Genomic DNA, 23,911 nt, shown 5'->3' with positions numbered 1-23,911 from the left:
CCGGCGCGAGAGCGTCCGGCGCAAGAGCGTCCGGCGCAAGAGCGCTCGACCCGGGATCGTTCGACCCGAGATCATTCGACCCGAATCGTTCGATATCGTCCTTCGTCGATGCCTCCGACGCCGCTCCGCGTCCTCGCGTGCGCGCGCCGACGTAGTCTGGGTGGGTGAACGCCCGTGCCCTCCGCGTGGCGGGACCCGTCATCCTGGTCGCGGTCTCGCTGATCGCCGTCGTCGCGGGCCTGGCGTACGGCGGCGGCGCCGCTGCGCCCCTGCTCGCAGACCCCGGTCCCGTGGTGCGATGGGGACTGCCGCTGGCCACGCTCGTGGTCAACCTGTCAGCGGCGACGATGGTCGGCTCCCTGGTGCTCGCGCTGTTCGCCCTGAAGGCCGGGGAACGCCCCTTCGAGCTCGCCCTCGACACCGCCTCGATCGGTGCCGCGATCTTCACGGTCGCCTCGGCCGCGACCGGCTATCTGACCTTCCTCAACATCATCAACGCGAAGCCGACGCTCGACCCGCTCTTCGGTCAGCAGCTCGGCCGCTTCCTCGTCGAGAGCGAGATCGGCCCCGCCTGGCTGATCACCACGATCGCCGGTGCGGTGCTGACCGTGCTGACCTTCGCCGTGCGCTCCTGGGTTCCGACGATGATCGTCGCGATCCTCGCGCTGGCGTCGCTCGTCCCGATGGGCACGCAGGGCCACGCCGGCACCGAGGCGAGCCACACGGCGGCCGTGACCTCGCTCGTGCTGCACATCATCGCCGCCGCCGTCTGGCTGGGCGGCCTGGTGCTGCTCGTCGTCGTGCGCCCCGCCATGTCGCGGACGCAGCTGCAGACCACGCTGCTGCGGTACTCGTCGATCGCCCTCGCGGCGTTCGTCGTCGTGGCCGTCTCGGGCACGGTGCGCGCCTCGATCGGCCTGCTGGGCTGGGAGAACCTGTTCTCGCCCTACGGCATCCTGGTCCTCGTCAAGGTCGCGGCGCTGCTCGCGATGGGCGTGCTGGGGGCGTGGTACCGCCGCCGCCTCATCTCGCGCATGGCCGACGAGCAGGGCTCGCGGCGCTTCTGGGCGATCATCGTCGTCGAGCTGGTCTTCATGGGGATCGCGAGCGGTGCGGCCGCAGCCCTCGCCCGCACCCCTCCTCCGATCGCTCCGCCGCTGGTGGGCCAGACTCCCGCCGAGATCCTCACGGGCTCGCCGTTGCCGCCCGAGCTGACGATCGAACGCTGGTTCACCAGCTGGGACATCGACCTGCTCTGGGCATTCGTCGTCGCTTTCGGACTCTTCTTCTACCTCGCCGGCGTGTGGCGTCTGCGCCGCCGCGGCGACAGCTGGCCGATCTACCGGACGGTGCTGTGGTGCCTGGGCATGCTCGCGGTGTTCTGGATCACCTCGGGGCCGGTGAACGTCTACCAGGACTACCTGTTCAGCATGCACATGATCGGGCACATGCTGCTGTCGATGGCGATCCCGCTCATGCTGGTCTCGGGGGCGCCGGTGACCCTCGCGGCCCGCGCGATCCGCAAGCGCGACGACGGCACGCGCGGCGGTCGCGAGTGGATCCTCTGGGCCGTCCACAACCCGGTCGCCAAGGTGCTCACGAACCCCTATGTCGCCGCCGGACTGTTCATCGGCTCGCTCTGGGCCTTCTACTACACCGACCTGTTCCGCTGGTCGCTGTACGACCACCTCGGGCACATCTGGATGGTCGCCCACTTCCTCATCACGGGCTACCTGTTCGTGCTGAGCCTCATCGGGATCGACCCGGTCCCGTACCGTCTGCCCTACCCGATGCGGCTCCTCGTGCTCATCGCGATCATGGCCATGCACGCGTTCTTCGGCATCGCGATCATGATGAACTCCGGCTTGATGGTCGCCGAGTGGTTCGGGGCGATGGGGCGCACGTGGGGGCCGACACCCCTCGAGGATCAGTACGCCGGCGGCGGCGTGGCGTGGTCGGTCGGCGAGATCCCGACCCTGATCCTCGCGATCACCGTCGCGATCCAGTGGAGTCGCAGCGACGAACGCCAGCAGCGCCGACGCGACCGTCACGTCGACCGCGTCGGCGACCTCGAGCTCGACGCCTACAACGAAGAGCTCGCGCGGCTCGCGGCGCGCGACGCCCGGGCGGCCGAGCGCGACGCCGCTCGTCGCGGCTGACGGATTCTCCCTCACGCGCGGGCGGCGCGGTTCAGTCGGAGCTGCCGCTGACGAGGATGGATGCCGTGCCGTCGGGGAGCACGGTGATCTTGCCGTCGACGCTGAAGGGGACGTCCTCGTCGACGTTGCGGATCGAGCCGTCGAAGATCGAGCGGATGTCGACGTCGATGTGCGCGACGGCGCCGGTGGACGGGATGCGCCAGCCCGCGCCGTCGGGGACGATCGTCACCTTCGGCTGCTGAGCGATCGACCACGAGGGTGCCCCCTCGATGCGATTGCGCACCGTGTAGCCGAAGGGGCACCCGGTCGGCTGCAGCACCTTCTGCTCGGCGCAGGTGGTGAGGAAGTCCTCGACGCGCTGCTGCACGACCGAGATGAACTCGTCGGTGGGTTCGGCCTGAACGTCGACCGGAACCCCCGTCAGGGGCGCATCCGCCAGTACCGCGACGCCCGGGGTCGCCGAGATCGCGGTGTCGACCGCCACCGAATAGAGACCGGGCGAGAACACCAGCAGGGGAACGGCGGCCGAGGGATCGGCATCCGCTCCGTCGACCGAGACCTGGCGCTTGTCGACCTCGAAACCGTTGACCGAGAACCGCATCGACCCCCGGACCGAGAGGTCGACGACGGCCAGGGGGCTGGTGGCGAAGCGCCAGCGCGGGAGGAATCCGGTCTCGCCGTCGCTCTTCACCGCGAAGGTCGTGCGGCCCTCGTGGGTGCCCGCGCGATAGGTGACGCTCACCCGCGTGATGTCGCCGTCGACCGTCTCGTCGACGATCTCGGCGTCGGAGAGGGTGCCCAGGGCGTCGGGTCGCAGGAGCGCCTCGGAGGCCGTCGACGGGAGGCCCGCCGCCTCGAGCTCCGCGGCGTCGATCGCGACCCCGGGGACGGCGAGCGCTTCGGCCGCGCGGTGATTCTCGAGCAGCTCGAGGTAGTGCCGGACGAAGGCCCGCGGGCTGTACACCTCGCGGTACAGGGCGCCCGCGCCGGCGGCCAGCGCGAGGACCAGCAGCACGCCGACGACCCCGAGCGCGGTCAGCTCGAGGGCGAGACGCGGGCGCGCAAAGCGGACACCCTCGGGCGTCGCGGGGCCCCCGCCTGCGTTGTCCACATACCCAGTTTAAGAATGGGACGCCACCCGCACCTGTGCGTCCGCCTGCACGACGGCGACCGCCGCGAGCTGGCCTGCCGCGATCGCGTTCGCGAGCGACGCCATCGGCCCCATGAAATGGTCGGGCTGGGCCATGTCGCCCACCGCGTAGACGCCGTCGACGCTCGTGCGTCCGAAGGGGTCGACGCGGACGGCTCCCGACTCCTGCCGCTCCAGCCCGAGCTGGTCCGCGAACGGTGCGCGCTGGCGAGAGACGGGTGCCACGAAGGCTCCGGCGACATCCTCGGTCGTGCCGTCGTCGAGGTGCAGCCGCAGCCCCGCCGGGGAGTCGCCCACCTCCCGCACCCGAACCGGGTCGAGGACGACGATCTCGGATGCCACCGGCTCGAGCATCGCGGCCAGCATCGCCGCGTGTGCGGTGCCGTTGAGCACCGCGACGCGCTGACCGGCGAACTCGTGGCCGTGGCAGAACGGGCAGTTCGCGACGCGGTCGCCCCAGCGGTCCGCGAGTCCGGGGATCGGCGGCAGATCGTCGGCGAGTCCGGTCGCGAGGATCACGGCTCGGGTCCGCAGCGGGGTGCCGGCGACCGTGACCACCAGATCCGCGTCGACCCGAGTGATCTCGGTGGCGGCGGCATCCTGGATCCGGACCGTCTCGTACGCGGCGATCTCCGCGCGTCCGAGTCGGCGGAGCTCGGCCGGGTCGCGGCCGTCGTTGGTGAGCAGGTTGTGCGCGTGCGGCACCGTCCCGTTGCGGTACTCGCCGGAGTCGAGCAGCAGGGTCCGCCGGTGCATGCGTCCGAGCGTGAGGGCCGCCTGCAGGCCAGCCGGGCCGCCGCCGATGATGATCGCGTCGTACATGAGGAACTCCTTCGCTTGCGTTCGAGACCATCGTGTGACTTCATGTCGACATGAAGTCAATCGGGGAGGCCGCGGCGCGGTTCGGGCTCGACACGCACGTGCTGCGCTACTGGGAGGACGAGGGGCTGTTGCATCCGGATCGGGATGCCGGCGGTCGACGCCGCTACTCGGACGACGACAGCGTCCGGATCGCGATCATCCTGCGCAACAAGGCCGCGGGAATGTCGCTCGAGCAGATCCGCGTGCTGCTCGAGCGGGATGCGCCGGATCGCCACCGCGTGCTCGAGGAGCACATCGCCGAACTCGATCGTCGTGCCGCCGACATCGCGGAGGCGAGGGCGATGACCGAGCATGCGCTGCGATGTCGGTCGCATGACATCACGCAGTGCCCGCGCTTCCGCAGCCATGTCGCCGACGTCCTGTCGGGAGAGGCGCAGTGGCTGCTTGTCCACACCGAGCCGCCCCGCGATCGTCCCGCGAACTAGCATGAATCGGTGACCACCCCGCCTCTTTCCGCCGAGCAGCAGGCGCTGTTCCGGCTGATCGAAGACACGCGGGAGCACGTCTTCGTGACCGGGCGTGCGGGGACGGGCAAGTCGACGCTGCTGCAGCACCTCGCGTGGAACACGCAGAAGCAGATCGCCGTGTGTGCGCCGACGGGCGTGGCGGCGCTCAACGTCGAGGGGCAGACGATCCACTCGCTGTTCCGCCTGCCGATCGGCCTGATCGCGAACGGCGACATCGACCAGAACGACGCGACCCGCAAGATCCTGAACGCGATCGACACGCTTGTGATCGACGAGATCTCGATGGTGAACGCCGACCTCATGGATGCCATCGACCGCTCGCTCCGTCAGGCGCGGGGCCGGCGCGCCGAGCCCTTCGGCGGCACCCAGATCGTCATGTTCGGCGACCCGTACCAGCTCGCCCCCGTCCCCCCGCGCGGTGACGAGGCGCGCTACATCCGCGACCACTACCGCTCGTTCTGGTTCTTCGACGCGAAGGTGTGGTCGGGCGAAGCGGCCAGCGACGGGCTGATCGACATCGGGCGCCACGGGGCCGACCTGCACGTCAACGAGCTCGTCGAGATCCACCGGCAGTCCGACCCGGGCTTCAAGACGCTGCTCAACGCGGTGCGCTACGGGCGCGTGACGGCCGAGATGGCCGGCATCCTGAACACCGCCGGAGCCCGCACGCCCCCGCACCCGGCCGACGGCGAGCACCCGATCATCACGCTGGCGACGCGCAACGATCGCGTCAACAGCATCAACCGGCGCCATCTCGAGGAGCTCGTGGGGCGCACACAGACCGCGAACGCCGAGATCTCGGGCGACTTCGGACGCGGTGAGGCGAACTATCCCGCCGAGATGGAACTCACGCTCAAGGTGGGGGCGCAAGTGATGTTCCTCCGCAACGACTCCGCGCAGTTCGGCGAGGCGCCGCGGTGGGTCAACGGCACGATCGGCACGGTGACGCGCATCGCGGGCGACAGCGTGCGGGTCGAGGTCGACGGCATCCAGCACGATGTCGAACCCGCCGTGTGGGAGAGGTACCGCTACGCGTACGACCCGGGGACGAAGAACCTCTCGCGCGAGATCGTCGCGGAGTTCACGCAGTTCCCGCTTCGGCTCGCGTGGGCCGTCACGATCCACAAGTCGCAGGGCAAGACGTACGACCGCGCGGTCGTCGACCTGGGTGCCGGGGCCTTCGCACCCGGGCAGACCTACGTCGCACTCAGCCGGCTGACGTCTCTCGACGGTCTCTACCTGTCACGGCCGCTGCGCCCGAGCGACATCCGCGTCGACGAGGACGTGCGCCGCTTCATGAAGCAGGCGTGGCTCGGACGCCAGCAGGGCGATCGCGCTCAGGCGACCTGAGCCGCCTTGGCGCGCGCGAGGTCGGCGAACAGCTCGCTGTTGAACCGGTACGCCACCAGCACCTCGTCGATGACGCGGGCCTTCTCGTCGTCGTCCCACGGGACCGCGTCGAGCTGCTCGCGGTAGACGTTCTTGAATGCTCTCGGGTCGGCGATGTCGCCGAACAGGAAGAACCCGATCCCGTTGGTGTCGAAGCCGAAGCGGCGCTGCATGAGGCGACCGATGAACGGTCCGCCCGACAGGTCGCCGAGGTAGCGCGTGTAGTGATGCGCGACGAAGCCCCCCGGCCAGGTCGCGGCGACGCGGCGGATCCGCGACACGTACGCCTGCGTGGTGGGCAGGGGTCTGATCTGCCCGCGCCAGTCGGCGCCGAGGAGGAACGCGAGGTCGGCCTCCAGCGCGGGAAGGCGGGTGAGCTTGTCGCTGAGGAACACGGATGCCACCGGGTCGTGGCGCATGCGCTCGCCGGCCGTCTCGAGGGCCTCGTAGATGAACCACTGCTGCGCGATGAGGGCGATGTAGTCGTCGCGGGAGCCGGTGCCGTTGAGGAGGTCGGTCATGAAGCCGTCGCACTCGCTCGTCGAATGCGCGCTGGTGGAACAGCGCTCGCGCAGAGCGGCGGAGAACGGGACGACGGCGTTCATGGGGACATCATACGCACAGGGTTAGGTGAACCTAACCCCCGATTTCCTGTGGTTTCGCCGCTGATCGACGTACCGCCGAGCGCTCGCGGCGAGATGTGATGCAGACGTGACGCCGCCCGGGCGCAACCGGCAAGTCGCTCCGGGCGGCGTGTGTTTGAATTCTTGGAGCGCGCGATTCGTCGCGCGCGGATTCCAGGGGGTTCAGTATGGGGACATGGCGTCGGTCTGCTGCGGCCGCGATCGCCGGCGCGAGCGTCCTCGCGGTGATCCTGAGCGGGTGCACCGCCGAGAGCTCCGTGTCCATCGACGTCCCGGCCCAGGTCGACGCGCCGCTGCCCGACCAGACGGTCACCGAGTTGCGCGACGCCGTCACGACCGCCATGGCCGCGACCGGATCGAGCGGCGCCATCGTCGGCGTGTGGGCGCCCTGGAGCGGGAGTTGGGTGTCGGGCCTGGGCACGCAGGGACCGGGCGGCGCCGAGGTCTCGGCCGACCTGGACTTCCGTGCCGCCGATGTCACCGGCGCGATGACCTGCGATGTGCTGTACGAGCTCGCCGCCAACGGCACGGTCAAGCTCGACGACCCGGTGACGACGTGGGTCAGCAACCTCCCCGGGTATGACGACATCACGCTGCGCATGCTCTGCAACGGCACCTCGGGGCTCGGCTCTTACTCGTCCGTGCTGCAGGGGAGCGAGCTGAACAACCCCGACCGGGCGTGGAACCCGCGCGAGCTGCTCGCGTACGGCATCGCGAGCCCTCGGCTGAACCCCCCCGGCGCGGCGTTCGCCGACTCGGACACGAACTACCTGATCGCCGGTCTGGCCGCCGAGCGCGCGACCGGGGAGACGCTCTCGGACCTCATCCGCGAGCGCGTCGCAGAACCCCTCGGGCTGTCGAACACGAGCCTGCCGGGGTCGGCGGCTGCCGCGCCCTCGTCGACCGCCCTCGAGGGGTTCCGCTCGCAGCAACTCCCCGAGGGAGGATGGACCTGCGATCAGCCCCAGGACGTCACCGTGACCTCGTCGAGCTTCGGCGGCGCCGCCGCGGGAGCCGTGACCGACATCACCGACCTCGGCCGCTATACGCAGGCGCTCGCCGCCGGCTCCCTGCTGCCCGAGGGGAGCGACAGGTTCTCGTCGCCCCTCCCCGTGAGCGCCGACGACCCGACGTGGTTCACCGCGGCGGGCGGCGCGTACCAGGCCGGTTCGCTCATCGGACAGTTCGGTGCGACGGCGGGTTACATGGTCGGCTCCTTCGCCGACCCCAAGACCGGCATGGCCGTCTCAGTCGTGCTGAACAACTCGGCGGGCAACCCGAAGACCGCCGCGTGGCTCAGCTGGGAGCTCGCGGCAATCGCGTCGAAGGCTCCGGCGGCTTCGGGGCAGACCGCTCCCGAGGCGGGACTGCCCTGGACGGCCCAGCAGATGCGCGACGGCATCGTCGGCAACGCCATCTGCACCGTCCCCGCACAGTGACGGCGGAATGAGCGCGACCGGCGGACCGCGGTCGGCCGCGGCGCTGGTGCTGATCGGTCTCGCGTGCCAAGAGGTCGGCGCCTCGTTCGCCGTCATGCTGTTCCCGCAGACGGGGCCACTTGGCATCGTGATGCTGCGCCTGCTGTTCTCGGCAACGCTTCTGCTGATCATCGCCCGACCGCGGTGGCGCGGTCACTCGCCGGCGCATTGGCGCGAGGTCGTGGCCTTCGGTCTCGTCCTCGCCACGATGAACGGACTGTTCTACCTCGCGCTCGAGCGGCTCCCGGTGGGCGTGACCGTGACCATCGAGGTGCTCGGCCCCCTCACGCTCTCGATCATCACGGCGACGGGCCCGGCGCGCTGGCTCTGGGCGGGACTCGCGCTCGCCGGCGTCGTGGCGCTGGGCGCGGGCGGGTGGGACCGGCTCGACCCTCTCGGCGTGCTGTTCGCGCTCGGCGCGGCGGTGAGCTGGGCGCTGTACATCCTCGCGTCGGCGCGCGTCGGGCGAGCCTTTCCCCGCCTCGACGGCCTGGCGCTCGCGATGGCCGTCGGGGCGATCGCGGCCCTGCCGTTCGGCATCGCGCAGGCCGGCGAGGTGCTCCTCCGCCTCGACATCCTCGCCCTCGGCGCCGCGGTCGCCGTGCTGTCGTCGACCGTGCCCTACGCGCTCGAGCTCATCGCTCTCCGACGCCTGCCGGCTTCGGCCTTCGCCATCCTCATGAGCCTCGGCCCCGCGACGGCCTCGACGGCGGGATTCCTCCTCCTCGGCCAGCACCTCTCGTGGCTCGAGGTGGGCGGTGTCGCCCTGGTCATCGCGGCGAGCATCGGTGCCGTGACGGCGGCCGCCCGGAACGCGCCCGGGGGTCGGCATCCGGGATCCGATCCGAACGAGCCGTTGAGCGAGCCCGTCGGCTGAGCCCGGGATGCCATGGGCCGGCGGGCCGCGCAAGGGGGCGGGGCGGTGCGGGGTCGACGGTCAGCATGGGCGTATGAGCGAACGCAGCGATGACGACGAACAGACCCGCGCCGAGTTCGGGGAGGCCGTGAACATGACGGCCACCGAGCTGTCGGACTGGCTGGAGACCGACGAGTCCCGCGGCGTCGGACAGAAGAAGGACGGCGGGGAGTCGACCGGGCACGAGAGCGGTCGGCACATCGTGCGGATCCTCAAGAAGAAGAAGGCCGACCTCACCGACGCCGACATCGCGCACATGCGGAAAGTGGTCGGATACGTCAAGCGGCACGGAGCCCAGCGCCCGAAGGGCGACATCACCGACACCGACTGGCGATACTCCCTCATGAACTGGGGGCACGATCCGAAGAAGGCCTAGGGCATCGACCTCGTGCCGGTGCCCGGCGCTGTGACTCCCGCCTGAAGGCGGGTACCACGTCATCGCCCGGCCACCTGCGGGGCGTAGAACTGATACATGCCCATCATCGACAGCGCCGTGTACGTCGACGGCCACCGCATCGAGAACCCCGCCAGCCTCGACCAGACGTTCGAGTACATGGAGGCTCACGGCGGGATGGCCTGGATCGGGCTGTTGCGCCCCTCCCCCGAAGAGCTCGAACGCGTCGCGGCGGAGTTCTCGCTGCACCCCCTCGCGGTCGAGGACGCGCTGGCCGGGCACCAGCGCTCGAAGCTCGAGCGGTACGGCGGCAATCTCTTCGCGGTGCTGCGTCCCGCCCGGTACATCGACGAGACCGAGACCGTCGAGTTCGGCGAGCTGCACGTGTTCGTGGGCGAGGACTACGTCGTGACGGTGCGTCACGCCGAGGTGCCCGACCTGGCCCGCGTGCGGCACCGGCTCGAGGAGCAGCCCGAGCTCCTCGCCCGGGGCCCCGAGGCGGTGCTCTACGCGATTCTCGATGAGGTCGTCGACCAGTACGACCCCGTCGCGCGCGGGCTGCAGAACGACGTCGACGAGATCGAGGATCAGCTCTTCGGGGTCGGCGGCGCGGAGCTGACGCAGCGCATCTACGAGCTCGCTCGCGAGGTCATCCACTTCCAGCGTGCGACCGAACCCCTGCGCGACATGCTCCAGGCGCTGCTGCGCGGTGCCGAGAAGTACGGCGTCGACATCGAACTGCAGCGGTCGCTGCGCGACGTCCTCGACCACGTCCTGCGCCAGTGCGACAAGCTGACGTCGATGCGTTCGATCCTCGACAACGCCCTGACCGTCAACGCGACGCTCGTCACGCAGCGGCAGACCGAGACGTCGCTCGAGCAGAACGAGCAGGTCAAGAAGATCTCCGGGTGGGCGGCGATCCTCTTCGGGCCCTCACTGATCGGCGGGATCTACGGCATGAATTTCAAGAACATGCCCGAGCTCAACTGGGAGTTCGGCTACCCGATGGCGCTCGTGCTCATGGTGCTCGTATCGGCGGGGCTGTGGCTGACGTTCAAGGTGAAGAAGTGGCTGTAGCCCGCGGCATCCGGAATCCCGACACTCGGCGCGCTTGCTGGACAGGGGCTGCGTGAAACGAATGATGGGTACGTGAACGACTCCACCCCCCGCGCCGGCGACGCTGCCGAGCAGATCCACACCTCGACCGTTCAGCTCGAGGACGCCGGGTACCACAAGCGGCTCACGTCGCGTCAGGTGCAGATGATCGCCATCGGCGGTGCCATCGGAACCGGTCTCTTCCTCGGTGCCGGCGGGCGCCTCGCTCAGGCCGGACCCGCGATCGTCATCTCGTACGCGGTGTGCGGGCTCTTCGCGTTCTTCATCCTCCGGGCGCTCGGCGAGCTCGTCCTGCATCGCCCCACCTCGGGCTCATTCGTCTCCTACGCGCGCGAGTTCTTCGGCGAGAAGGCGGCGTTCGTCTCGGGCTGGTTCTACTGGATCAACTGGGCGACCACGACCATGGTCGACATCACCGCCGCCGCGCTCTACATGAACTTCTTCGGCAAGTACGTGCCGTGGATCGCCGCGGTGCCGCAGTGGGCCTGGGCGCTCGCCGCGCTCGTCACGGTGCTCGCGGTCAACCTCGTGTCGGTGAAGGTGTTCGGCGAGCTGGAGTTCTGGTTCGCGCTCATCAAGGTCACGGCGCTCGTCGCGTTCCTGCTCGTGGGCATCTACTTCGTCGTGTTCGGCACCCCCAACGGTGCGCCCGTCGGCTTCTCGCTCATCGCCGACAACGGGGGCTTCTTCCCCAACGGCATCCTGCCCGCGATCATTCTCATGCAGGGCGTCGTGTTCGCGTATGCCTCGATCGAGCTCGTCGGAACCGCGGCGGGCGAGACGAAGAACCCCGAGAAGGTCATGCCGCGCGCGATCAACTCGGTCATCTTCCGCGTCGCGATCTTCTACGTCGGGTCGGTGCTCCTTCTCGCGCTGCTGCTGCCGTACACCGCGTACTCGAAGGACGAGAGCCCCTTCGTGACCTTCTTCGCCTCGATCGGGGTTCCGGGCGTCGACGTGATCATGAACCTCGTCGTGCTCACCGCCGCCCTGTCGTCGCTCAACGCGGGGCTGTACTCGACCGGTCGCATCCTGCGCTCGATGGCGGTGGCGGGATCCGCGCCGAAGTTCGCGTCCCGCATGAACAAGGCCGGCGTCCCCTACGGCGGCATCGCGATCACCGCGGTCGTGGCGCTGTTCGGTGTCGTGATCAACTACGTCAACCCGAGCGACGCGTTCGAGACGGTGCTGAACGTCGCCGCCGTCGGCATCCTGGTCACCTGGGCGACCATCATGCTCTGCCAGATGAAGTTCAAGCGCCTGGCCGATCGCGGAGAGCTGGTCCGCCCGAGATTCCGGCTCTTCTGGGCGCCGTACACGGGGTACGCGACGCTGGTGTTCCTCGCGATCGTGTTGGTGCTGGTGTTCATCGACTCGCCCGCGACGCTGGTCGTCGCGATCGTCGCGAGCCTGCTCATCACGGCCGGATGGTTCGCGTGCCGCAAGCGCATCGCCGAGCTCGCCGCCGAGCGCGAGGGCTACACGGGGACGGTCCCGGTGGTGCCGAGCCCCTTCCCGCAGCCGCGCGACAAGAACGCGCGCGGCAAGAAGGACTGAGCCCCTCGCGGGGGTGACGCGGCGCCCGGGCTTCGGCTCGGGCGCCGCTGTCGTGTGCGCGGCAACGTGCGTTGAGTGTCCAGAACACCCGGACGTTTTCGATCTCAGTCCGGGTGTCGTGGACACTCGAGGGGGCGTGCGGGCGGAGGTCAGGGTGCGTGCGCCGGTCAGGCGTCGAAGGGCCAGCCGCAGTACGCCTCGGCGAGGTAGGCGCGGCCGTGCTCCGACTCAACGACGGTGCGCAGCTCGCCGAGCTGGCGGCGGCGGTCGAAGTCGGTGGCATCCGGAGCCACGTGGAGGAGGCTCGTCATCCACCACGAGAAGTGCTGGGCCTTCCAGATGCGTCGGCTCGCGGTCTCGGGATAGGCGTCGAGCAGGCGCTCGTCGCCGTCGAGCAGCAGGGCGCCGAGGGCGGCGGCGAGCAGGCGCACGTCGGCGATCGCGAGGTTCATGCCCTTCGCGCCGGTGGGCGGGACGGTGTGCGCCGCGTCGCCCACGAGCGCGACGCGACCGCGGCGGAGCTCGTGCGCGACGAAGCTGCGGAAGCGCAGGACGTCACGCTGGAAGATCGGGCCCTGCTTCAGAGTCGTGCCGGGGACGCGCTTCTGCAGTTCGTCCCACAGCTGCTCCTCGCTGAACGCCGCGGTGTCGGTCTCGGGGTCGCACTGGAAGTACATGCGCTGCACCGTGTCGGAGCGCTGGCTGACGAGCGCGAAACCGTCGGGGGAGTTGCTGTAGATCAACTCCTCGCTGCTGGGCGGGGCTTCGCACAGGATGCCGAACCAGGCGAAGGGGTACTCGCGGAAGTACCCGCCGGTGCTCGACCCGGTCACGGTGGCACGGGCGACGCTGCGCGAGCCGTCGGACCCGACGACGAACTCGGCCTCGATCTCGAGAGGGTTCCCTTCGGCATCGCGCGCGATCACCCGCGGGCGCTCGCCGTTCTCGATGCCTTCCGCGGTGACGCCGAAGCGCAGGTCCTGGCCGGCGGCCAGACGCGCGGCGATGAGGTCCTTCAGCACCTCGTGCTGCGGGTAGAGCCACACCGCCCGGCCGACCGTCGCGGCGAAGTCGATGCGGTGTCCCTCGCCCTCGAAGCGCAGCTCGATGCCGTCGTGGCGGTGGCCGACCGTCCGGGCGCGCGAGGCCTCGCCGATCGTGTCGAGCAGCTCCACCGTGCCCTGTTCCAGGATGCCGGCCCGGATCGTGCTCTCGATCTCGTCGCGCGAGCGCTGGTCGATGACGACCGAGGCGATCCCGGCCTCATCGAGCAGGTGCGACAGCAGGAGGCCGGCGGGGCCGGCGCCGACGATGGCGACACGGGTGCGGACGGTGGTGGTCATGGCGTCTCCTTCGACGGTGGCTGTGTCGATGGTGCCGTTCCCGCGGGCTCCCCGTCGCAGTGCTCTCATTGAACGGGATGTGGCTCGGTGTGGTCCAACTGCAGGACGGGGTGGCTGTGGGGCGCCCCGTGCGGCACTTCGGGTGACTCGCGCCCCACGGATCATGCACATGGACGCGCGACGTGCGCGGCAGGGGGGGAGCGCGGGCGGGGGTCAGCGCCGATAGCCGAGGGTGCGCTCGGTGTCGCGGGCGGCGCGGTGCAGCTCGACGAGGGCGAACTGCGTCTCGGCGTCGCGGGGCAGAACCACCGACAGCGCCGCGATCACGGCGCCGGTCTCGTCGCGCACGGGCACGGCGACGCCGGTGGAGACCTCGTCGACGTATCCGGGGGCGATCACGCGCCCCAGCGTGCGGATCTCGGCGAGCGTGCGCCGGAGCGCCGCCGGGTCGACGATCGTCTCGGGGGTCACGCGCGGAAGGGGGCCGGCGAGCACCCGCTCCTGCAGGTCGCGCGGGGCGAAGGCGAGCAGGACGAGTCCCGACGACGAGGCGTGCACGGGCAGGCGGCCCGCGACGCGCGTGATGTTCGCTCCCGAGTCGGGGGCGCTGAGCCGCTCGAGGAACAGCGCCTCGTCGTGCTCGAGGATCGCGAGCTGCGTGTGCTCGCGCACGCGCTGCTGCACGCGCTCCATGTACGGCAGCGCCGCCTGGCGCAGGCGCAGGGCGTGCGACGACCGGGTCGCCAGTTCCCACAGCCGCATCCCCACGCGCACGCGTCGCTCGTCGTCGCGCTCGAGCAGGCCGGCGTCGACCAGCTCGTTCACGATCCGGTGCGCCGACGAGCTCGGCAACCCCGCGCGTCGGCCGATGTCGGCGGTCGTCTGGGCGGTGCGGGTGGGGGTGAACGTCTCGAGGATGCGCACCAGCCGGTCGGTGACCGAGTCGCCCGAGGGGGAGTTCGCCATAGGCTCAGGATGCCACGATTCCCATTGAGCGGGAACACTACGCCGTCCTCCAGGTCGGTGTCGGACGATGGTCTGGTCGAAGGAGACCCCATGACGCACACCCCCGCCGCGGCGCCCGAAACGCTGCTCGCCGCTCCCGATCAGGCCACGCAGGACCAGATCGTCGACGAGATCCGCACCCGTCACGCCGAGCTCGACGCACTCGAGGCGGCGGGAGAGCGGGTCGCCGCGACCGCCCACGACTTCCCCGCGTACCGCTCGAGCGTGCTGCGGCACCCCACGAAGAACCCGAAGCTCGTCGACCCCGAGACGATCGAGCTTTTCTCGCCCGCATTCGGACAGCGCGACGTCGCCGCGATCGAGTCCGACCTCACCCTGCAGCACGCCGGCGAGCCGCTCGGCGAGCGCATGAGCGTGCAAGGGCGTCTGCTCGACTCGTGGGGGCGACCGATCGCGAACCAGCTCATCGAGATCTGGCAGGCCAACTCGGCGGGGCGCTACATCCACCAGCGCGATCAGCACCCCGCCCCCCTCGACCCCAACTTCACCGGGGCGGGGCGCGCGATCACGAACGAGAACGGCGAGTACCGCTTCACCACGATCAAGCCCGGCCCCTACCCGTGGAAGAACCACCGCAACGCCTGGCGCCCCGCGCACATCCACTTCTCGGTGTTCGGCTCGTCGTTCACGCAGCGCCTGGTGACGCAGATGTACTTCCCGGGCGACCCGCTCTTCGCGCTCGACCCGATCTACAACACCATCCACCGGCAGAAGGACCGCGACGCCCTCGTCGGCGTCTACGACCACGACCTCACCTCGCCCGAGTGGGCGACGGGCTATCGCTTCGACATCGTCGTCGACGGCCCGGATCAGACGTACTTCGAGCAGGAGGGCGACGAGTGATGAGCACCCCCGCCAAGACCCACCGCGCCACCCCCGGCCAGACCGTGGGCCCGTTCTTCGCCTACGGCCTCGAGTACCCGAAGCAGCACGAGGTCGTGTTCCCGCACTCGCCGGGGGCGATCGTGCTGGGCGGCACCGTGTTCGACGGGGCGGGAGCGCCTGTCCCCGACGCGCTGGTCGAGATCTTCGGGGCGGATGCCGACGGCTCCGTGCCGCGGGCGCGGGGCGCGTTCCGCCGCGACGACCACACGTTCACCGGCTTCGGCCGCGCGTTCACCGACGACGAAGGGCACTTCGAGTTCTGGACGCGGGAGCCCGGTGGCATCCGGGATCGTCCGGGCTTCTTCGCGGCGATCGTGTTCGCACGCGGGTTGCCCGACAAGCTGCACACCCGCATCTACGTGCCGGGCGACGACGCGGCGCTCGCCGCGGATCCCCTGCTGTCCTCGCTCGACGAGAGCGAGCGCGCTAGCCTCGTGGCGACGCGAACGCCCGAGGGGAACCTCCACCACGACATCCGGTTGCAGGGCGAGAAGGAGACGGTCTTCCTTGCCTTCTGATCCCCTCGTGCCCATCGACCTCGGGCTGCTGTCGCCCGTGACCGTGGGGCACGACGCTCTGGTGTCGGACTCGTTCGTGCTGAGAGCGCTCGTTCGCGCGGAATGCGCTCTCGTCGCCGCGTACGAGGAAGTGGGCGTCGCCCCGCGCGAGGCTCGCCGCGACATCGACCACACCTTCGGCATCGACGAGAAGTACGGCAATCCGGCCGCGGGTCTCGAGGTCGACCGTCTCATCACGGAGTCGGTGAGCGGGGGCAACCCCGTGATCCCGCTCGTGGGCATGCTGAAGGCGCAGGTGCCGGCGGAGCATCGGGCGTGGATCCATCGCGGGGCGACGAGTCAGGACATCCTCGACACGGCGCTGATGATCGTCGCGCGCCGGGCGATGGACCAGGTGCGCTCGTCGCTGCGCATCGCGGCGGAGTGGGCACGGCAACTCGCCGTCACCCACGCCGACGACGTCTCGGCCGCACGCACCCTCACCCAGCACGCCGTCCCCACGACCGTGGGCGCGCGTGCCGCGACCTGGGCGCGCGGTATCGAGCGAGCGTCGCGGCGGCTCGAGAACCTGGAGTACCCCGCGCAGCTCGGCGGGGCGGGCGGCACGCTGGCATCGTTCGTCGAGATCACCGGTTCCGAAGAGACCGCGGCGGCGCTCCCCGCCGCTTTCGCGCGGGCGCTCGATCTCGACGCGCCCGATGCGCCGTGGCACGTGACGCGCTGGCCGATCACCGAGCTCGGCGACGCGCTCGTGCAGGCCATCGACGCTCTCGGCAAGGTCGCGGGCGACGTGGCGACTCTCAGTCGCACCGAGATCGGCGAGGTGTCGGAGGGCGTGGGCGGCGGCTCCTCGGCCATGCCGCAGAAGCAGAACCCGGCGGAGGCGGTCCTCATCCGCTCCGCGGCCCTTCGCGCGCCGCAGCTCGGCGCGACGCTGCACCTCGCGGCATCCCTCGCCGTCGACGAACGCCCCGACGGGGCGTGGCACGCCGAGTGGCCGACCCTGCGGGAGCTGCTGCGGCTCGCACTCGGCGCGACGCGGCACGCGGCGTCGATGCTCGCGCACCTGCGGGTCGACTCCTCGGCGGCGGAGAGCAACGCCGACCTGACCGGCGGGCGCCTCGTGAGCGAACGCCTGCGCGGCGTGCTCGTCCCGCTCATCGGGGCCGAGCGCTTCGCCGAGCTGCTCGCGGGCGACGCCGGCCTCGCCGACGCCCTGGGGGCGATGCCCGAGGCTGCGGGTCTCGACGTCGACGCCCTCCTCGATCCGCGGGCCTACGTGGGCCTGGCTCCGCGGATGGCGCGGGCCGGCGCCGGGGCTGCGCAGGATCGCCGTGACCGCACGAGACCGGATGCCGACGAAGACGGGGTGGAACGATGACCGCGATGCCGCTGATCTCGCTGACCGAGCCGGTCGGCCCGGCGGGGGCGCCCCTCGTCGTGCTCGGCCCGTCGCTCGGCACCTCGACGATCCTGTGGGACGACGTCCTGCCGCTGCTCGCCGACGACTATCGCGTCGCCGCGTGGGACCTGCCCGGTCACGGCGCGGGGCCGATCGCGCGAGAGGTGTTCACGGTCGCCGACCTCGCGGATGCCGTGGCTGCGGCCGTGCCCGACGAGACGTTCCTCTACGCCGGCGTCTCGCTCGGCGGGGCGACCGGCCTCGAACTGGCGCGCCGGCACGGCGATCGGGTGCGGGCCGCCGCGATCGTGGCATCCGGAGCCCAGCTCGGCGACCCCGGGGCCTGGCACGACCGCGCCGCGCAGGCTCGGGCCCAGAGCACGTCGAGCCTCATCATCGCCTCGGCGCAGCGCTGGTTCGCCCCCGACTCCATCGCGCGGCGACCGGAGCTGACCGGGCGCCTGCTGCACGCGCTGCAGGATGCCGACGACGACAGCTACGCGCGCTGCTGCGAGGCGCTCGCCGCGTACGACATCCGACCCGTGCTCGGCGAGATCACCGTGCCGGTGCTCGCGGCGTGGGGCGCGTTCGACGCCGTCGCGCCCGAGGAGAAGGCCGCGGAGATCGTCGCCGGGGTCCGCGACGGGCGCATCGCGCGTATCGACGACGCCGGGCACCTTCCGCCCGCCGAGCAGCCCGAGGCCGTGGCGGCGCTGCTGCGGTCGTTCTTCGCCTCGGTCTCGACAGAGGCCGCCTCTCGAGAGGAGGCCTGATGGCCACCGACCAGGAACGCTACGACCAGGGCATGACGGTGCGCCGCGAGGTGCTCTCGGACGCGCACGTCGACCGCGCGACCGCCGCCGCGACCGAGCTCACCGCCGACTGGCAGGACTTCATCACCCGCGTGGCCTGGGGCGACGTCTGGTCGCGCCCGGGTCTCGACCGTCGTTCGCGCTCGGTCGCGGTGCTGTCGTCTCTCATCGCGCACGGTCACCACGAGGAGCTCGCGATGCACCTGCGCGCCGCGCTCCGCAACGGCCTGACGATCGACGAGATCCGCGAGGTCATCCTTCAGTCGGCGATCTACTCCGGCGTGCCGGCGGCGAACACGGCCTTCCGCATCGCGAGCGAGGTGTTCGCGGACCACGCGTGAGGCGAGGCACCGGAGTCGGGCGACTCATGTCCCACTTTGTGCAGGTAGAGCGCGCCCCGATCGCACATTTCGGGACATCACCCGCGTGCTGCTAAAGCTCGAGCGCGGGGTGCGCGATGGTGATGTGCGGCATCACAACCCCTTATGTCTGAAATAGACTAAAGAGAGGTAACGTCGAAGCGAACCCCACAGAGAGTGAGCGACGATGCTTCTCGAAAGAGACCTCATCCAGTCCGTCGGATTCCGCAACGTCCGCGAGAACGGCGAGATCACCGGCTTCCAGTTCCGCGTCCGGATGCCGTCGTACCGCGGCATGGCCGCCTCGTTGATCGACGGGATCGGCGTGAGCATCCCCGGGCTCGTCGATGTCGCGCCCGACGTGCCGCTGTGGACGCTGCAGGGCGGCACCTACACACTCGCGGAGCTGTGGGACGGCGACGGCGTCCGCTGGCCGCTCGAGGACGCCGCGATCATCACGGTGCCGCTTGGCGGCGGCCTCCCCGACGGCGTGCACGAGCTGTCGATCGAGCTGCGACTGCGCATGTCGTACATCCCGCAGGAGCACCAGCCGAGCACCTACCGCGTCACCAAGCACGTCACGCTCGCGCCCGAGGCATCCGGTGCCCCCTTCCGCTACGGCGTCTCGCTGTACAGCTACATGAGCGATTTCGGCACGGTCATGGACCTCGAGACCGCGATGGCCTCGATCGCCGACCTCGGTGCGACGGGCCTGGAGATCCTCGGCGAAGCGCACATCCCGAACTACCCGAACCCGTCCGACGAGTGGGTCGAACAGTGGTTCGCTCTGCTGCAGAAGTACGGCCTCGAGCCCACGAACTACGGCTCGTGGATCGACACGCGCCTGCACTCCAGCGGCCCGAACGGCCGTGACATGACGGTGGAGGAGGGGGCAGCCGCTCTCCAGCGCGACCTGCGTCTCGCGAAGGGCCTCGGCTTCCGCTTCGTGCGGCCGAAGATCGGCGTCGTCTCGAGCGACCTCATCCCGCACCCGATCTGGACCGAGGTCGTCGAGGCATCCCTCCCGCTCGCCGAAGAGCTCGACGTCATCATCTGCCCAGAGATCCACTCGCCGACCCCCATCAAGCACGAGGTCGTCGACGACTACATCGCGCTCATCCGCCGCACCGGCACGAAGCACTTCGGCCTGCTGCTCGACACCGGCATCTTCCAGGACCGCCCCATTCCGCTGAAGCCCGGCGAGCTGCCGGGTCAGCGTCCGGCGTTCCTCGACGGCATCCACGTCGACCCGAGAGACGTGTTCGACGTGATCGAGAACGTCGTGTTCATCCAGGCGAAGTTCCACGACATCGACGAGGAACTCGACGACAAGCAGATCCCGTGGGAGCCGGTGCTCAAGGCCCTCAAGGACGCCGGGTACACCGGCTACCTGTCGAGCGAGTACGAGGGCGAGCGCGAGCCGTGGCGCTCGATCGAGCAGGTTCGCCGCCAGCACTCGCTGATCCGCCAGATCGCGGACCGGATCTGAGGAACGCCATGCCCAACGGACTGATCCACGACGACAGTCTGCGCACGCACCCCGACGGGCTCGCGCTGCGCCTGACGATCCCCTGGTACCGCAGCCTCTGGCTGTCGTCGGTGACGACCCTCGCCCTCACCGTCGATGGAGAGCGGGTGGATGCCGACGACCTCCGCGTGGAGTTCGGTGACACCTCGTACCGCCTCGACGAGCTGCCCGAGCAGAGCGAACGGCTCTGGTTCCTGCAGGAGCACCCGCTCCTCATCGCGCGCCGCTCCGCTCCGGTCGCGCTCGGCGAGACCCACGACGTCGTGCTGCACGGCGAGCTGCGCCTGCCCTACATGCAGATCGCGCCCGGGGCCGACGGCGGCCCGGGGATGTACGTGCCGAACGTCGTGCACGACGTGAAGAGCCTCACGGTCGTCGCCGCGGATGCCGAGCCCCCGGCGCTCGTGTCCGAGGTGGCGCCCCCGCCGCCGGCCGTCGACGGCGACCCCTTCCAGCTCGGGCTCACGCTGTACTCGGCCAGCGCGGAGTTCCGCGCCGGGTGGTTCGACTTCGACGGGCTGCTCGACCGGGTCGCGGAGCTCGGGATCGGTCCGGGCATCGAGATCGTGGCATCCCAGATGGTGCCGACCTACCCCGTCGTCGGCGACGACTTCGTCCGCACGTGGCGCGACGCGTTCGACCGCCACGGGTTCGTCGAGAGCTCGTTCGGAGCCAACCTCGACATGGGGCGTCGGCGCGACCGCGACATGACGCCCGACGAGGAGTTCGCGTTCTCGAAGCTCATGTTCGAGGGGGCGAAGAAGCTCGGCTTCCCGCTCGTGCGCATCCAGAGCGCCAAGCCCGAGCTGCTGCGCCGGCTGCTGCCGATCGCCGAGGACCTCGAACTGAAGCTCGCGTACGAGATCCACGCGCCCATGGGCCCGAACTCCGAGCCGATCCTGCGCGTGCGCGAGACCTACGCCGAGCTCGACTCGCCCCTGCTCGGCTTCGTCGCCGACTTCTCCTCCACCATGCACGCAATGTCACCGACCCTGCTGCGGGCCGTCCGGCGGGCGGGTCTCGACGACGAGGCGGTGGCGAAGCTGCAGGAGATCTGGGCGACGGATGCCACGATGCAGGCGCGACAGCAGGAGTTCATCGCGTACCTCCGAGGGCGGGACTTCGACCCGGGCCGCCTGGGCTCGTTCGCGCACCTCGCGTTCAACATGCACGGGCACGTCGACCCGCGCGAGTGGGCCGACATCATGCCGCAGATCCTGCACGTGCACGCCAAGTTCTACGACATCGACGACGAGGGCCAGGAGCCGGCGATCGACTACCCCGAACTCGTGCGCGTGTTCGTCGAGGGCGGGTACCGCGGCTTCTGGTCGAGCGAGTGGGAGGGTCACGCGTTCGCCGAGCTCGGCGAGGTCGACCCGCTGCTCCTCGTGCGGCGTCAGCACGACCTCATCCGGGCGTCGATGCGGGCTGTGCCGGCCGGCGTATGACCGACCTGCGCGCGATGCCGTTCGCCGAGATGCTCGCGCATCTGCGCGAGCACGGTGAGCCGACCGATCCGCGGGACGACATCGACGCGGCCTCGCTCGTGCGTCGATTCCCGCGTCTGGCCGCCGTCGAGACGCGCGACCTCACGGTGGACGGGGCCCGCCGGCCGCAGCCGGCGCGGCTGTACCGCGACCCGTCGGCGGCGCCGAGCGGGCGGGCCTTCGTGTGGGTGCACGGCGGTGCGTTCGTCGGCGGGTACCTGGACATGCCGGAGTCGCACTGGGTCGCCCTCGAACTGGCATCCCGTGGCATCCCGGTCCTGGCCCTCGAGTACACGAAGTGCCTCGGCGAGGCGCACTTCCCCGTTCCATCCGACGACGTGCTCGCCGGATGGCGTCTGGCGCTCGAGAACGCGCACGAGTTCTTCGGGGTGGGTCCGGATGCCGTGGTCCTCGGCGGGGCGAGCGCGGGCGGCAACCTGGCGGTCGGCGTCGCCGCGCGACTCCGCGATGGAGCGGGCACGGCGCCCGCGGGGCTCGTCCCGGTGTATCCGGCGCTGCATCCGAACAGCGTCGACCCCGGCGCGCCGCTCGATCCCGCCTCGCCGATCGGCCGCATCTCGGAGAACTTCGCCGGGCCCGGCGGCATCCGTGATCCGTACGCCTTCCCGGGTCTCGGGCGGGGAGAGGGCTACCCGCCGACGCTGGTCGTCGTGTGCGAGCTCGACGAGCTGCGCCCCTCGGGGGAGGCGTTCGCCGAGATGGTGCGCGCCGCGGGCGGCGCGGTGGACGTGCACCTCGAGCCGGGCGCCGCGCACGGGCACATCAACGAGCCCGCGGATCCGACGGCGCTGCCGACCGTCGAGGCGATCGTCGCGTGGATCCGGCGGCTACGTCTCGGCTGAGCCGTCGGTGTTCGGGTGCGCACGCCTTTACGAACAGGTGTGAGTGCACCTGTGGATAACTCTGTGGAGAGGTGTGCGTAAACCGCCATTCTCTGTGCGAATACCCTGTGGAAAACCCTCGACCCGAGGGAAGCTTCGAAACTACAACGGCGTAATTCCTGGGTTCTTCGGTGTCGGGAAACGCCGCGGTGGGTGGGGCCGCGGCTCGGTCGAGTGTCCAGAACACCCGGACGTTTCGCGAGATGGTCCGGGTGTTCTGGACACCGAGTGGCGGGTGCCGCGCGCGGGGGCGTGGCGGGCGCGCGCCGGGGGCAACGGGAGCGCACGGCCCTGAGCAATGTTGAGTGTCCAGGACACGCCGCGACCTCCCGGCGCATTACGGCGTGTCTTGGACTCTCAACGTGACTCCGAGGCGGGTGGTTGAGTGTCCAAGACACCCGGACGGGTCGCGGAATCGACCGGGTGTCTTGGACAGTGAACGACGCGTGGATGGCGGCGGGTCAGTGCGGGGCGTGGCCGGCGGCGATCACGCGCCCGGCCTCGGCGAACAGCCCCCGCATCCACTCGTGCTCGGGGTCGCGATTGTGGGACGGATGCCACCACAGCGCGCTCACGATCGGCGTCGCCGCGAAGGGGAGGGGAACGACGCGGATGCCGCCGATCCGGAGCAGATGCGGGGCGAGCGCCGACTGCACCAGGCCCACGCGGCGGGTTCCGCTGACGAAATGCCCGACCGAGAGGAAGCTCTCGAGCACGACCTCGATGTGGGGCTCGACACCGAGCTGCTGGATCTGCCGCGCGGCGGAGGTGAACGCCGACCGCGACTGGAAGGTGAGCACCCACGGCAGATCGGCGAGGTTCTGCATCGTCAGGGTGTCGCCGACCTCGTCGTTGTCGTCGGCGACGACGGCCAGCCAGTCGTCCTGCCAGAGGTCGAGGTACGGCAACTCCGACACCGGCCCGTGCGGGATCACCATCGCGTCGGCCGAGCGCAGGCGGTTCGCGGCGTCCTCGACGATGCCGGGGTTGTGCAGCATGTACCGGAAGCGCACGCCCGGCGCCTGCTCGGCGGCGAGCTGCGAGACGACGGTGCCGACCGTGACGAAGCCGTAGTCCGACCCGTAGATCGAGAACTCGCGGGTCGACTCGGCGGGCGACCACGACGCTTGGCTCTCGAACACCCGGCGCGCGGCCTCCAGGGCCGTGCTCGTGTGATCGGTGAGGCGGACCGCGAAGGGCGTCAACTCGTACGTGTTGCCGCGGCGCGCCAGGATCTGATCGTTGAAGTGCGTGCGCAGGCGCGCGAGCGAGGCGCTCAGCGCGGGCTGGCTCAAGTGCAGGCTCTCGGCCGCGCGCGTGACGCTGCGCTCGGTGAGCAGCGCGTCGAGCGAGACGAGCAGGTTGAGGTCGAGGCGGGAAAGAGCTGCGTTGTCGGACACGTCGTCGTGTTCTCCTCGTGCCGGGGGCGGAACGAATCGGGTACGCCGAGCGTATCAACCACGTCGATGTCGTGCCTGAAAGTATTCCTGATCGTGA

At 70.3% G+C, this 23,911-nt stretch carries 22 protein-coding genes; 16 read left to right on the top strand and 6 right to left on the bottom strand.

Going from position 1 to position 23,911, the window contains the following annotated elements; all coding sequences use genetic code 11:
* The first annotated feature begins 164 nt into the window (after positions 1-164).
* Positions 165-2,159, top strand: coding sequence for a cytochrome c oxidase assembly protein (locus ACMW4R_RS02350; protein ID WP_418299027.1), 1,995 nt, complete (start codon positions 165-167; stop codon positions 2,157-2,159).
* Between the two features lie 31 nt (positions 2,160-2,190).
* On the opposite strand, the gene ACMW4R_RS02345 is transcribed toward ACMW4R_RS02350, so the two are convergent.
* Positions 2,191-3,270, bottom strand: a complete 1,080-nt coding sequence (locus ACMW4R_RS02345; RefSeq protein ID WP_058595978.1) for a hypothetical protein — start codon at positions 3,268-3,270, stop codon at positions 2,191-2,193.
* Positions 3,271-3,279: 9 nt separating this feature from the next.
* Positions 3,280-4,131 carry an NAD(P)/FAD-dependent oxidoreductase gene (locus ACMW4R_RS02340; protein ID WP_418299026.1) on the bottom strand — a complete coding sequence of 284 codons (852 nt, stop codon included), beginning with the start codon at positions 4,129-4,131 and terminating at the stop codon, positions 3,280-3,282.
* A gap of 50 nt (positions 4,132-4,181) precedes the next feature.
* Between ACMW4R_RS02340 and ACMW4R_RS02335 the strand changes: the two genes are divergently transcribed.
* Together ACMW4R_RS02335 and ACMW4R_RS02330 are read left to right on the top strand one after the other, a co-directional pair.
* A complete protein-coding gene (locus ACMW4R_RS02335) occupies positions 4,182-4,616 on the top strand; it encodes a MerR family transcriptional regulator (protein ID WP_058627189.1) in 435 nt (144 codons plus the stop codon).
* 9 nt (positions 4,617-4,625) lie between these two features.
* On the top strand, positions 4,626-6,008 hold the full coding sequence (locus tag ACMW4R_RS02330; RefSeq protein WP_058595975.1) for an ATP-dependent DNA helicase: 1,383 nt from the start codon (positions 4,626-4,628) through the stop codon (positions 6,006-6,008).
* Here ACMW4R_RS02330 and ACMW4R_RS02325 read toward each other — a convergent pair.
* Positions 5,996-6,652, bottom strand: a complete 657-nt coding sequence (locus ACMW4R_RS02325; RefSeq protein WP_418299025.1) for a heme oxygenase (biliverdin-producing) — start codon at positions 6,650-6,652, stop codon at positions 5,996-5,998. The two genes, ACMW4R_RS02330 and ACMW4R_RS02325, sit on opposite strands and share 13 nt — an antisense overlap.
* Positions 6,653-6,858: 206 nt before the next feature.
* Between ACMW4R_RS02325 and ACMW4R_RS02320 the strand changes: the two genes are divergently transcribed.
* From ACMW4R_RS02320 to ACMW4R_RS02300, 5 genes are all read left to right on the top strand, one after another.
* The gene (locus tag ACMW4R_RS02320) at positions 6,859-8,130 is read left to right on the top strand and encodes a serine hydrolase domain-containing protein (RefSeq protein ID WP_058627192.1); all 1,272 of its coding nucleotides are present in this window, start codon (positions 6,859-6,861) and stop codon (positions 8,128-8,130) included.
* A gap of 7 nt (positions 8,131-8,137) precedes the next feature.
* A complete protein-coding gene (locus ACMW4R_RS02315; protein ID WP_418299024.1) occupies positions 8,138-9,046 on the top strand; it encodes an EamA family transporter in 909 nt (302 codons plus the stop codon).
* Positions 9,047-9,119: 73 nt separating this feature from the next.
* A complete protein-coding gene (locus ACMW4R_RS02310; protein WP_058613427.1) occupies positions 9,120-9,461 on the top strand; it encodes a DUF3140 domain-containing protein in 342 nt (113 codons plus the stop codon).
* Between the two features lie 96 nt (positions 9,462-9,557).
* Positions 9,558-10,556 (top strand): magnesium/cobalt transporter CorA, encoded by a 999-nt coding sequence (corA, locus tag ACMW4R_RS02305; protein ID WP_058595970.1) that lies wholly within the window; start codon positions 9,558-9,560, stop codon positions 10,554-10,556.
* 114 nt (positions 10,557-10,670) lie between these two features.
* A complete protein-coding gene (locus tag ACMW4R_RS02300) occupies positions 10,671-12,152 on the top strand; it encodes an amino acid permease (RefSeq protein ID WP_058613437.1) in 1,482 nt (493 codons plus the stop codon).
* Positions 12,153-12,319: 167 nt separating this feature from the next.
* Here ACMW4R_RS02300 and ACMW4R_RS02295 read toward each other — a convergent pair whose 3' ends face one another.
* Both ACMW4R_RS02295 and ACMW4R_RS02290 read right to left on the bottom strand, forming a co-directional pair.
* Positions 12,320-13,495, bottom strand: a complete 1,176-nt coding sequence (locus ACMW4R_RS02295; protein ID WP_418299023.1) for a 4-hydroxybenzoate 3-monooxygenase — start codon at positions 13,493-13,495, stop codon at positions 12,320-12,322.
* A 213-nt stretch (positions 13,496-13,708) separates the two neighbouring features.
* The gene (locus tag ACMW4R_RS02290; RefSeq protein WP_058595968.1) at positions 13,709-14,461 is read right to left on the bottom strand and encodes an IclR family transcriptional regulator; all 753 of its coding nucleotides are present in this window, start codon (positions 14,459-14,461) and stop codon (positions 13,709-13,711) included.
* A gap of 90 nt (positions 14,462-14,551) precedes the next feature.
* Between ACMW4R_RS02290 and pcaH the strand changes: the two genes are divergently transcribed.
* The 8 genes from pcaH (at position 14,552) to ACMW4R_RS02250 (ending at position 22,375) form a co-directional block, all read left to right on the top strand.
* Positions 14,552-15,364 carry a protocatechuate 3,4-dioxygenase subunit beta gene (gene pcaH, locus ACMW4R_RS02285; RefSeq protein WP_363336369.1) on the top strand — a complete coding sequence of 271 codons (813 nt, stop codon included), beginning with the start codon at positions 14,552-14,554 and terminating at the stop codon, positions 15,362-15,364.
* Positions 15,364-15,924 (top strand): protocatechuate 3,4-dioxygenase subunit alpha, encoded by a 561-nt coding sequence (pcaG, locus tag ACMW4R_RS02280; protein WP_418299022.1) that lies wholly within the window; start codon positions 15,364-15,366, stop codon positions 15,922-15,924. The genes pcaH and pcaG overlap by 1 nt, the downstream gene beginning before the upstream one ends.
* Positions 15,914-17,305: a lyase family protein gene (locus ACMW4R_RS02275; RefSeq protein WP_418299021.1), complete on the top strand. Its 1,392-nt coding sequence runs from the start codon at positions 15,914-15,916 to the stop codon at positions 17,303-17,305. Before pcaG ends, ACMW4R_RS02275 begins: the two co-directional genes overlap by 11 nt.
* Positions 17,302-18,099 (top strand): alpha/beta fold hydrolase, encoded by a 798-nt coding sequence (locus tag ACMW4R_RS02270; RefSeq protein ID WP_418299020.1) that lies wholly within the window; start codon positions 17,302-17,304, stop codon positions 18,097-18,099. Before ACMW4R_RS02275 ends, ACMW4R_RS02270 begins: the two co-directional genes overlap by 4 nt.
* Complete coding sequence (gene pcaC / locus ACMW4R_RS02265) at positions 18,099-18,479, top strand: 4-carboxymuconolactone decarboxylase (protein WP_418299019.1); 381 nt, start codon at positions 18,099-18,101, stop codon at positions 18,477-18,479. The genes ACMW4R_RS02270 and pcaC overlap by 1 nt, the downstream gene beginning before the upstream one ends.
* A gap of 205 nt (positions 18,480-18,684) precedes the next feature.
* Positions 18,685-19,986, top strand: coding sequence for a C-glycoside deglycosidase beta subunit domain-containing protein (locus tag ACMW4R_RS02260; RefSeq protein WP_418299018.1), 1,302 nt, complete (start codon positions 18,685-18,687; stop codon positions 19,984-19,986).
* Positions 19,987-19,994: 8 nt separating this feature from the next.
* Complete coding sequence (locus ACMW4R_RS02255) at positions 19,995-21,473, top strand: C-glycoside deglycosidase beta subunit domain-containing protein (RefSeq protein WP_058628516.1); 1,479 nt, start codon at positions 19,995-19,997, stop codon at positions 21,471-21,473.
* The gene (locus ACMW4R_RS02250; protein ID WP_418299017.1) at positions 21,470-22,375 is read left to right on the top strand and encodes an alpha/beta hydrolase; all 906 of its coding nucleotides are present in this window, start codon (positions 21,470-21,472) and stop codon (positions 22,373-22,375) included. The genes ACMW4R_RS02255 and ACMW4R_RS02250 overlap by 4 nt, the downstream gene beginning before the upstream one ends.
* A gap of 500 nt (positions 22,376-22,875) precedes the next feature.
* Here the strand turns inward: ACMW4R_RS02250 and ACMW4R_RS02245 are convergent, their stop codons facing one another.
* Entirely contained in the window at positions 22,876-23,814 is a 939-nt protein-coding gene (locus ACMW4R_RS02245; RefSeq protein WP_058595959.1) for a LysR family transcriptional regulator, read from the bottom strand.
* Positions 23,815-23,911: the final 97 nt, after the last annotated feature.

The organism is Microbacterium sp. S1037, assembly GCF_048381605.1.
Lineage (GTDB): Bacteria > Actinomycetota > Actinomycetes > Actinomycetales > Microbacteriaceae > Microbacterium > Microbacterium testaceum_B.
This window is presented reverse-complemented; position numbering and strand designations above follow the sequence as displayed.

What these genes read in the sequence shown, in the direction of transcription:
- ACMW4R_RS02340 (WP_418299026.1), bottom strand. Translation starts at nt 4,131, where the DNA reads ATGTACGACGCGATCATCATCGGCGGCGGCCCGGCTGGCCTGCAGGCG.
- ACMW4R_RS02335 (WP_058627189.1), top strand. Translation starts at nt 4,182, where the DNA reads ATGAAGTCAATCGGGGAGGCCGCGGCGCGGTTCGGGCTCGACACGCAC.
- ACMW4R_RS02325 (WP_418299025.1), bottom strand. Translation starts at nt 6,652, where the DNA reads ATGAACGCCGTCGTCCCGTTCTCCGCCGCTCTGCGCGAGCGCTGTTCC.
- ACMW4R_RS02320 (WP_058627192.1), top strand. Translation starts at nt 6,859, where the DNA reads ATGGGGACATGGCGTCGGTCTGCTGCGGCCGCGATCGCCGGCGCGAGC.
- ACMW4R_RS02315 (WP_418299024.1), top strand. Translation starts at nt 8,138, where the DNA reads ATGAGCGCGACCGGCGGACCGCGGTCGGCCGCGGCGCTGGTGCTGATC.
- ACMW4R_RS02310 (WP_058613427.1), top strand. Translation starts at nt 9,120, where the DNA reads ATGAGCGAACGCAGCGATGACGACGAACAGACCCGCGCCGAGTTCGGG.
- corA (WP_058595970.1), top strand. Translation starts at nt 9,558, where the DNA reads ATGCCCATCATCGACAGCGCCGTGTACGTCGACGGCCACCGCATCGAG.
- ACMW4R_RS02295 (WP_418299023.1), bottom strand. Translation starts at nt 13,495, where the DNA reads ATGACCACCACCGTCCGCACCCGTGTCGCCATCGTCGGCGCCGGCCCC.
- ACMW4R_RS02290 (WP_058595968.1), bottom strand. Translation starts at nt 14,461, where the DNA reads ATGGCGAACTCCCCCTCGGGCGACTCGGTCACCGACCGGCTGGTGCGC.
- pcaH (WP_363336369.1), top strand. Translation starts at nt 14,552, where the DNA reads ATGACGCACACCCCCGCCGCGGCGCCCGAAACGCTGCTCGCCGCTCCC.
- pcaG (WP_418299022.1), top strand. Translation starts at nt 15,364, where the DNA reads ATGAGCACCCCCGCCAAGACCCACCGCGCCACCCCCGGCCAGACCGTG.
- ACMW4R_RS02270 (WP_418299020.1), top strand. Translation starts at nt 17,302, where the DNA reads ATGACCGCGATGCCGCTGATCTCGCTGACCGAGCCGGTCGGCCCGGCG.
- pcaC (WP_418299019.1), top strand. Translation starts at nt 18,099, where the DNA reads ATGGCCACCGACCAGGAACGCTACGACCAGGGCATGACGGTGCGCCGC.
- ACMW4R_RS02260 (WP_418299018.1), top strand. Translation starts at nt 18,685, where the DNA reads ATGCTTCTCGAAAGAGACCTCATCCAGTCCGTCGGATTCCGCAACGTC.
- ACMW4R_RS02255 (WP_058628516.1), top strand. Translation starts at nt 19,995, where the DNA reads ATGCCCAACGGACTGATCCACGACGACAGTCTGCGCACGCACCCCGAC.
- ACMW4R_RS02250 (WP_418299017.1), top strand. Translation starts at nt 21,470, where the DNA reads ATGACCGACCTGCGCGCGATGCCGTTCGCCGAGATGCTCGCGCATCTG.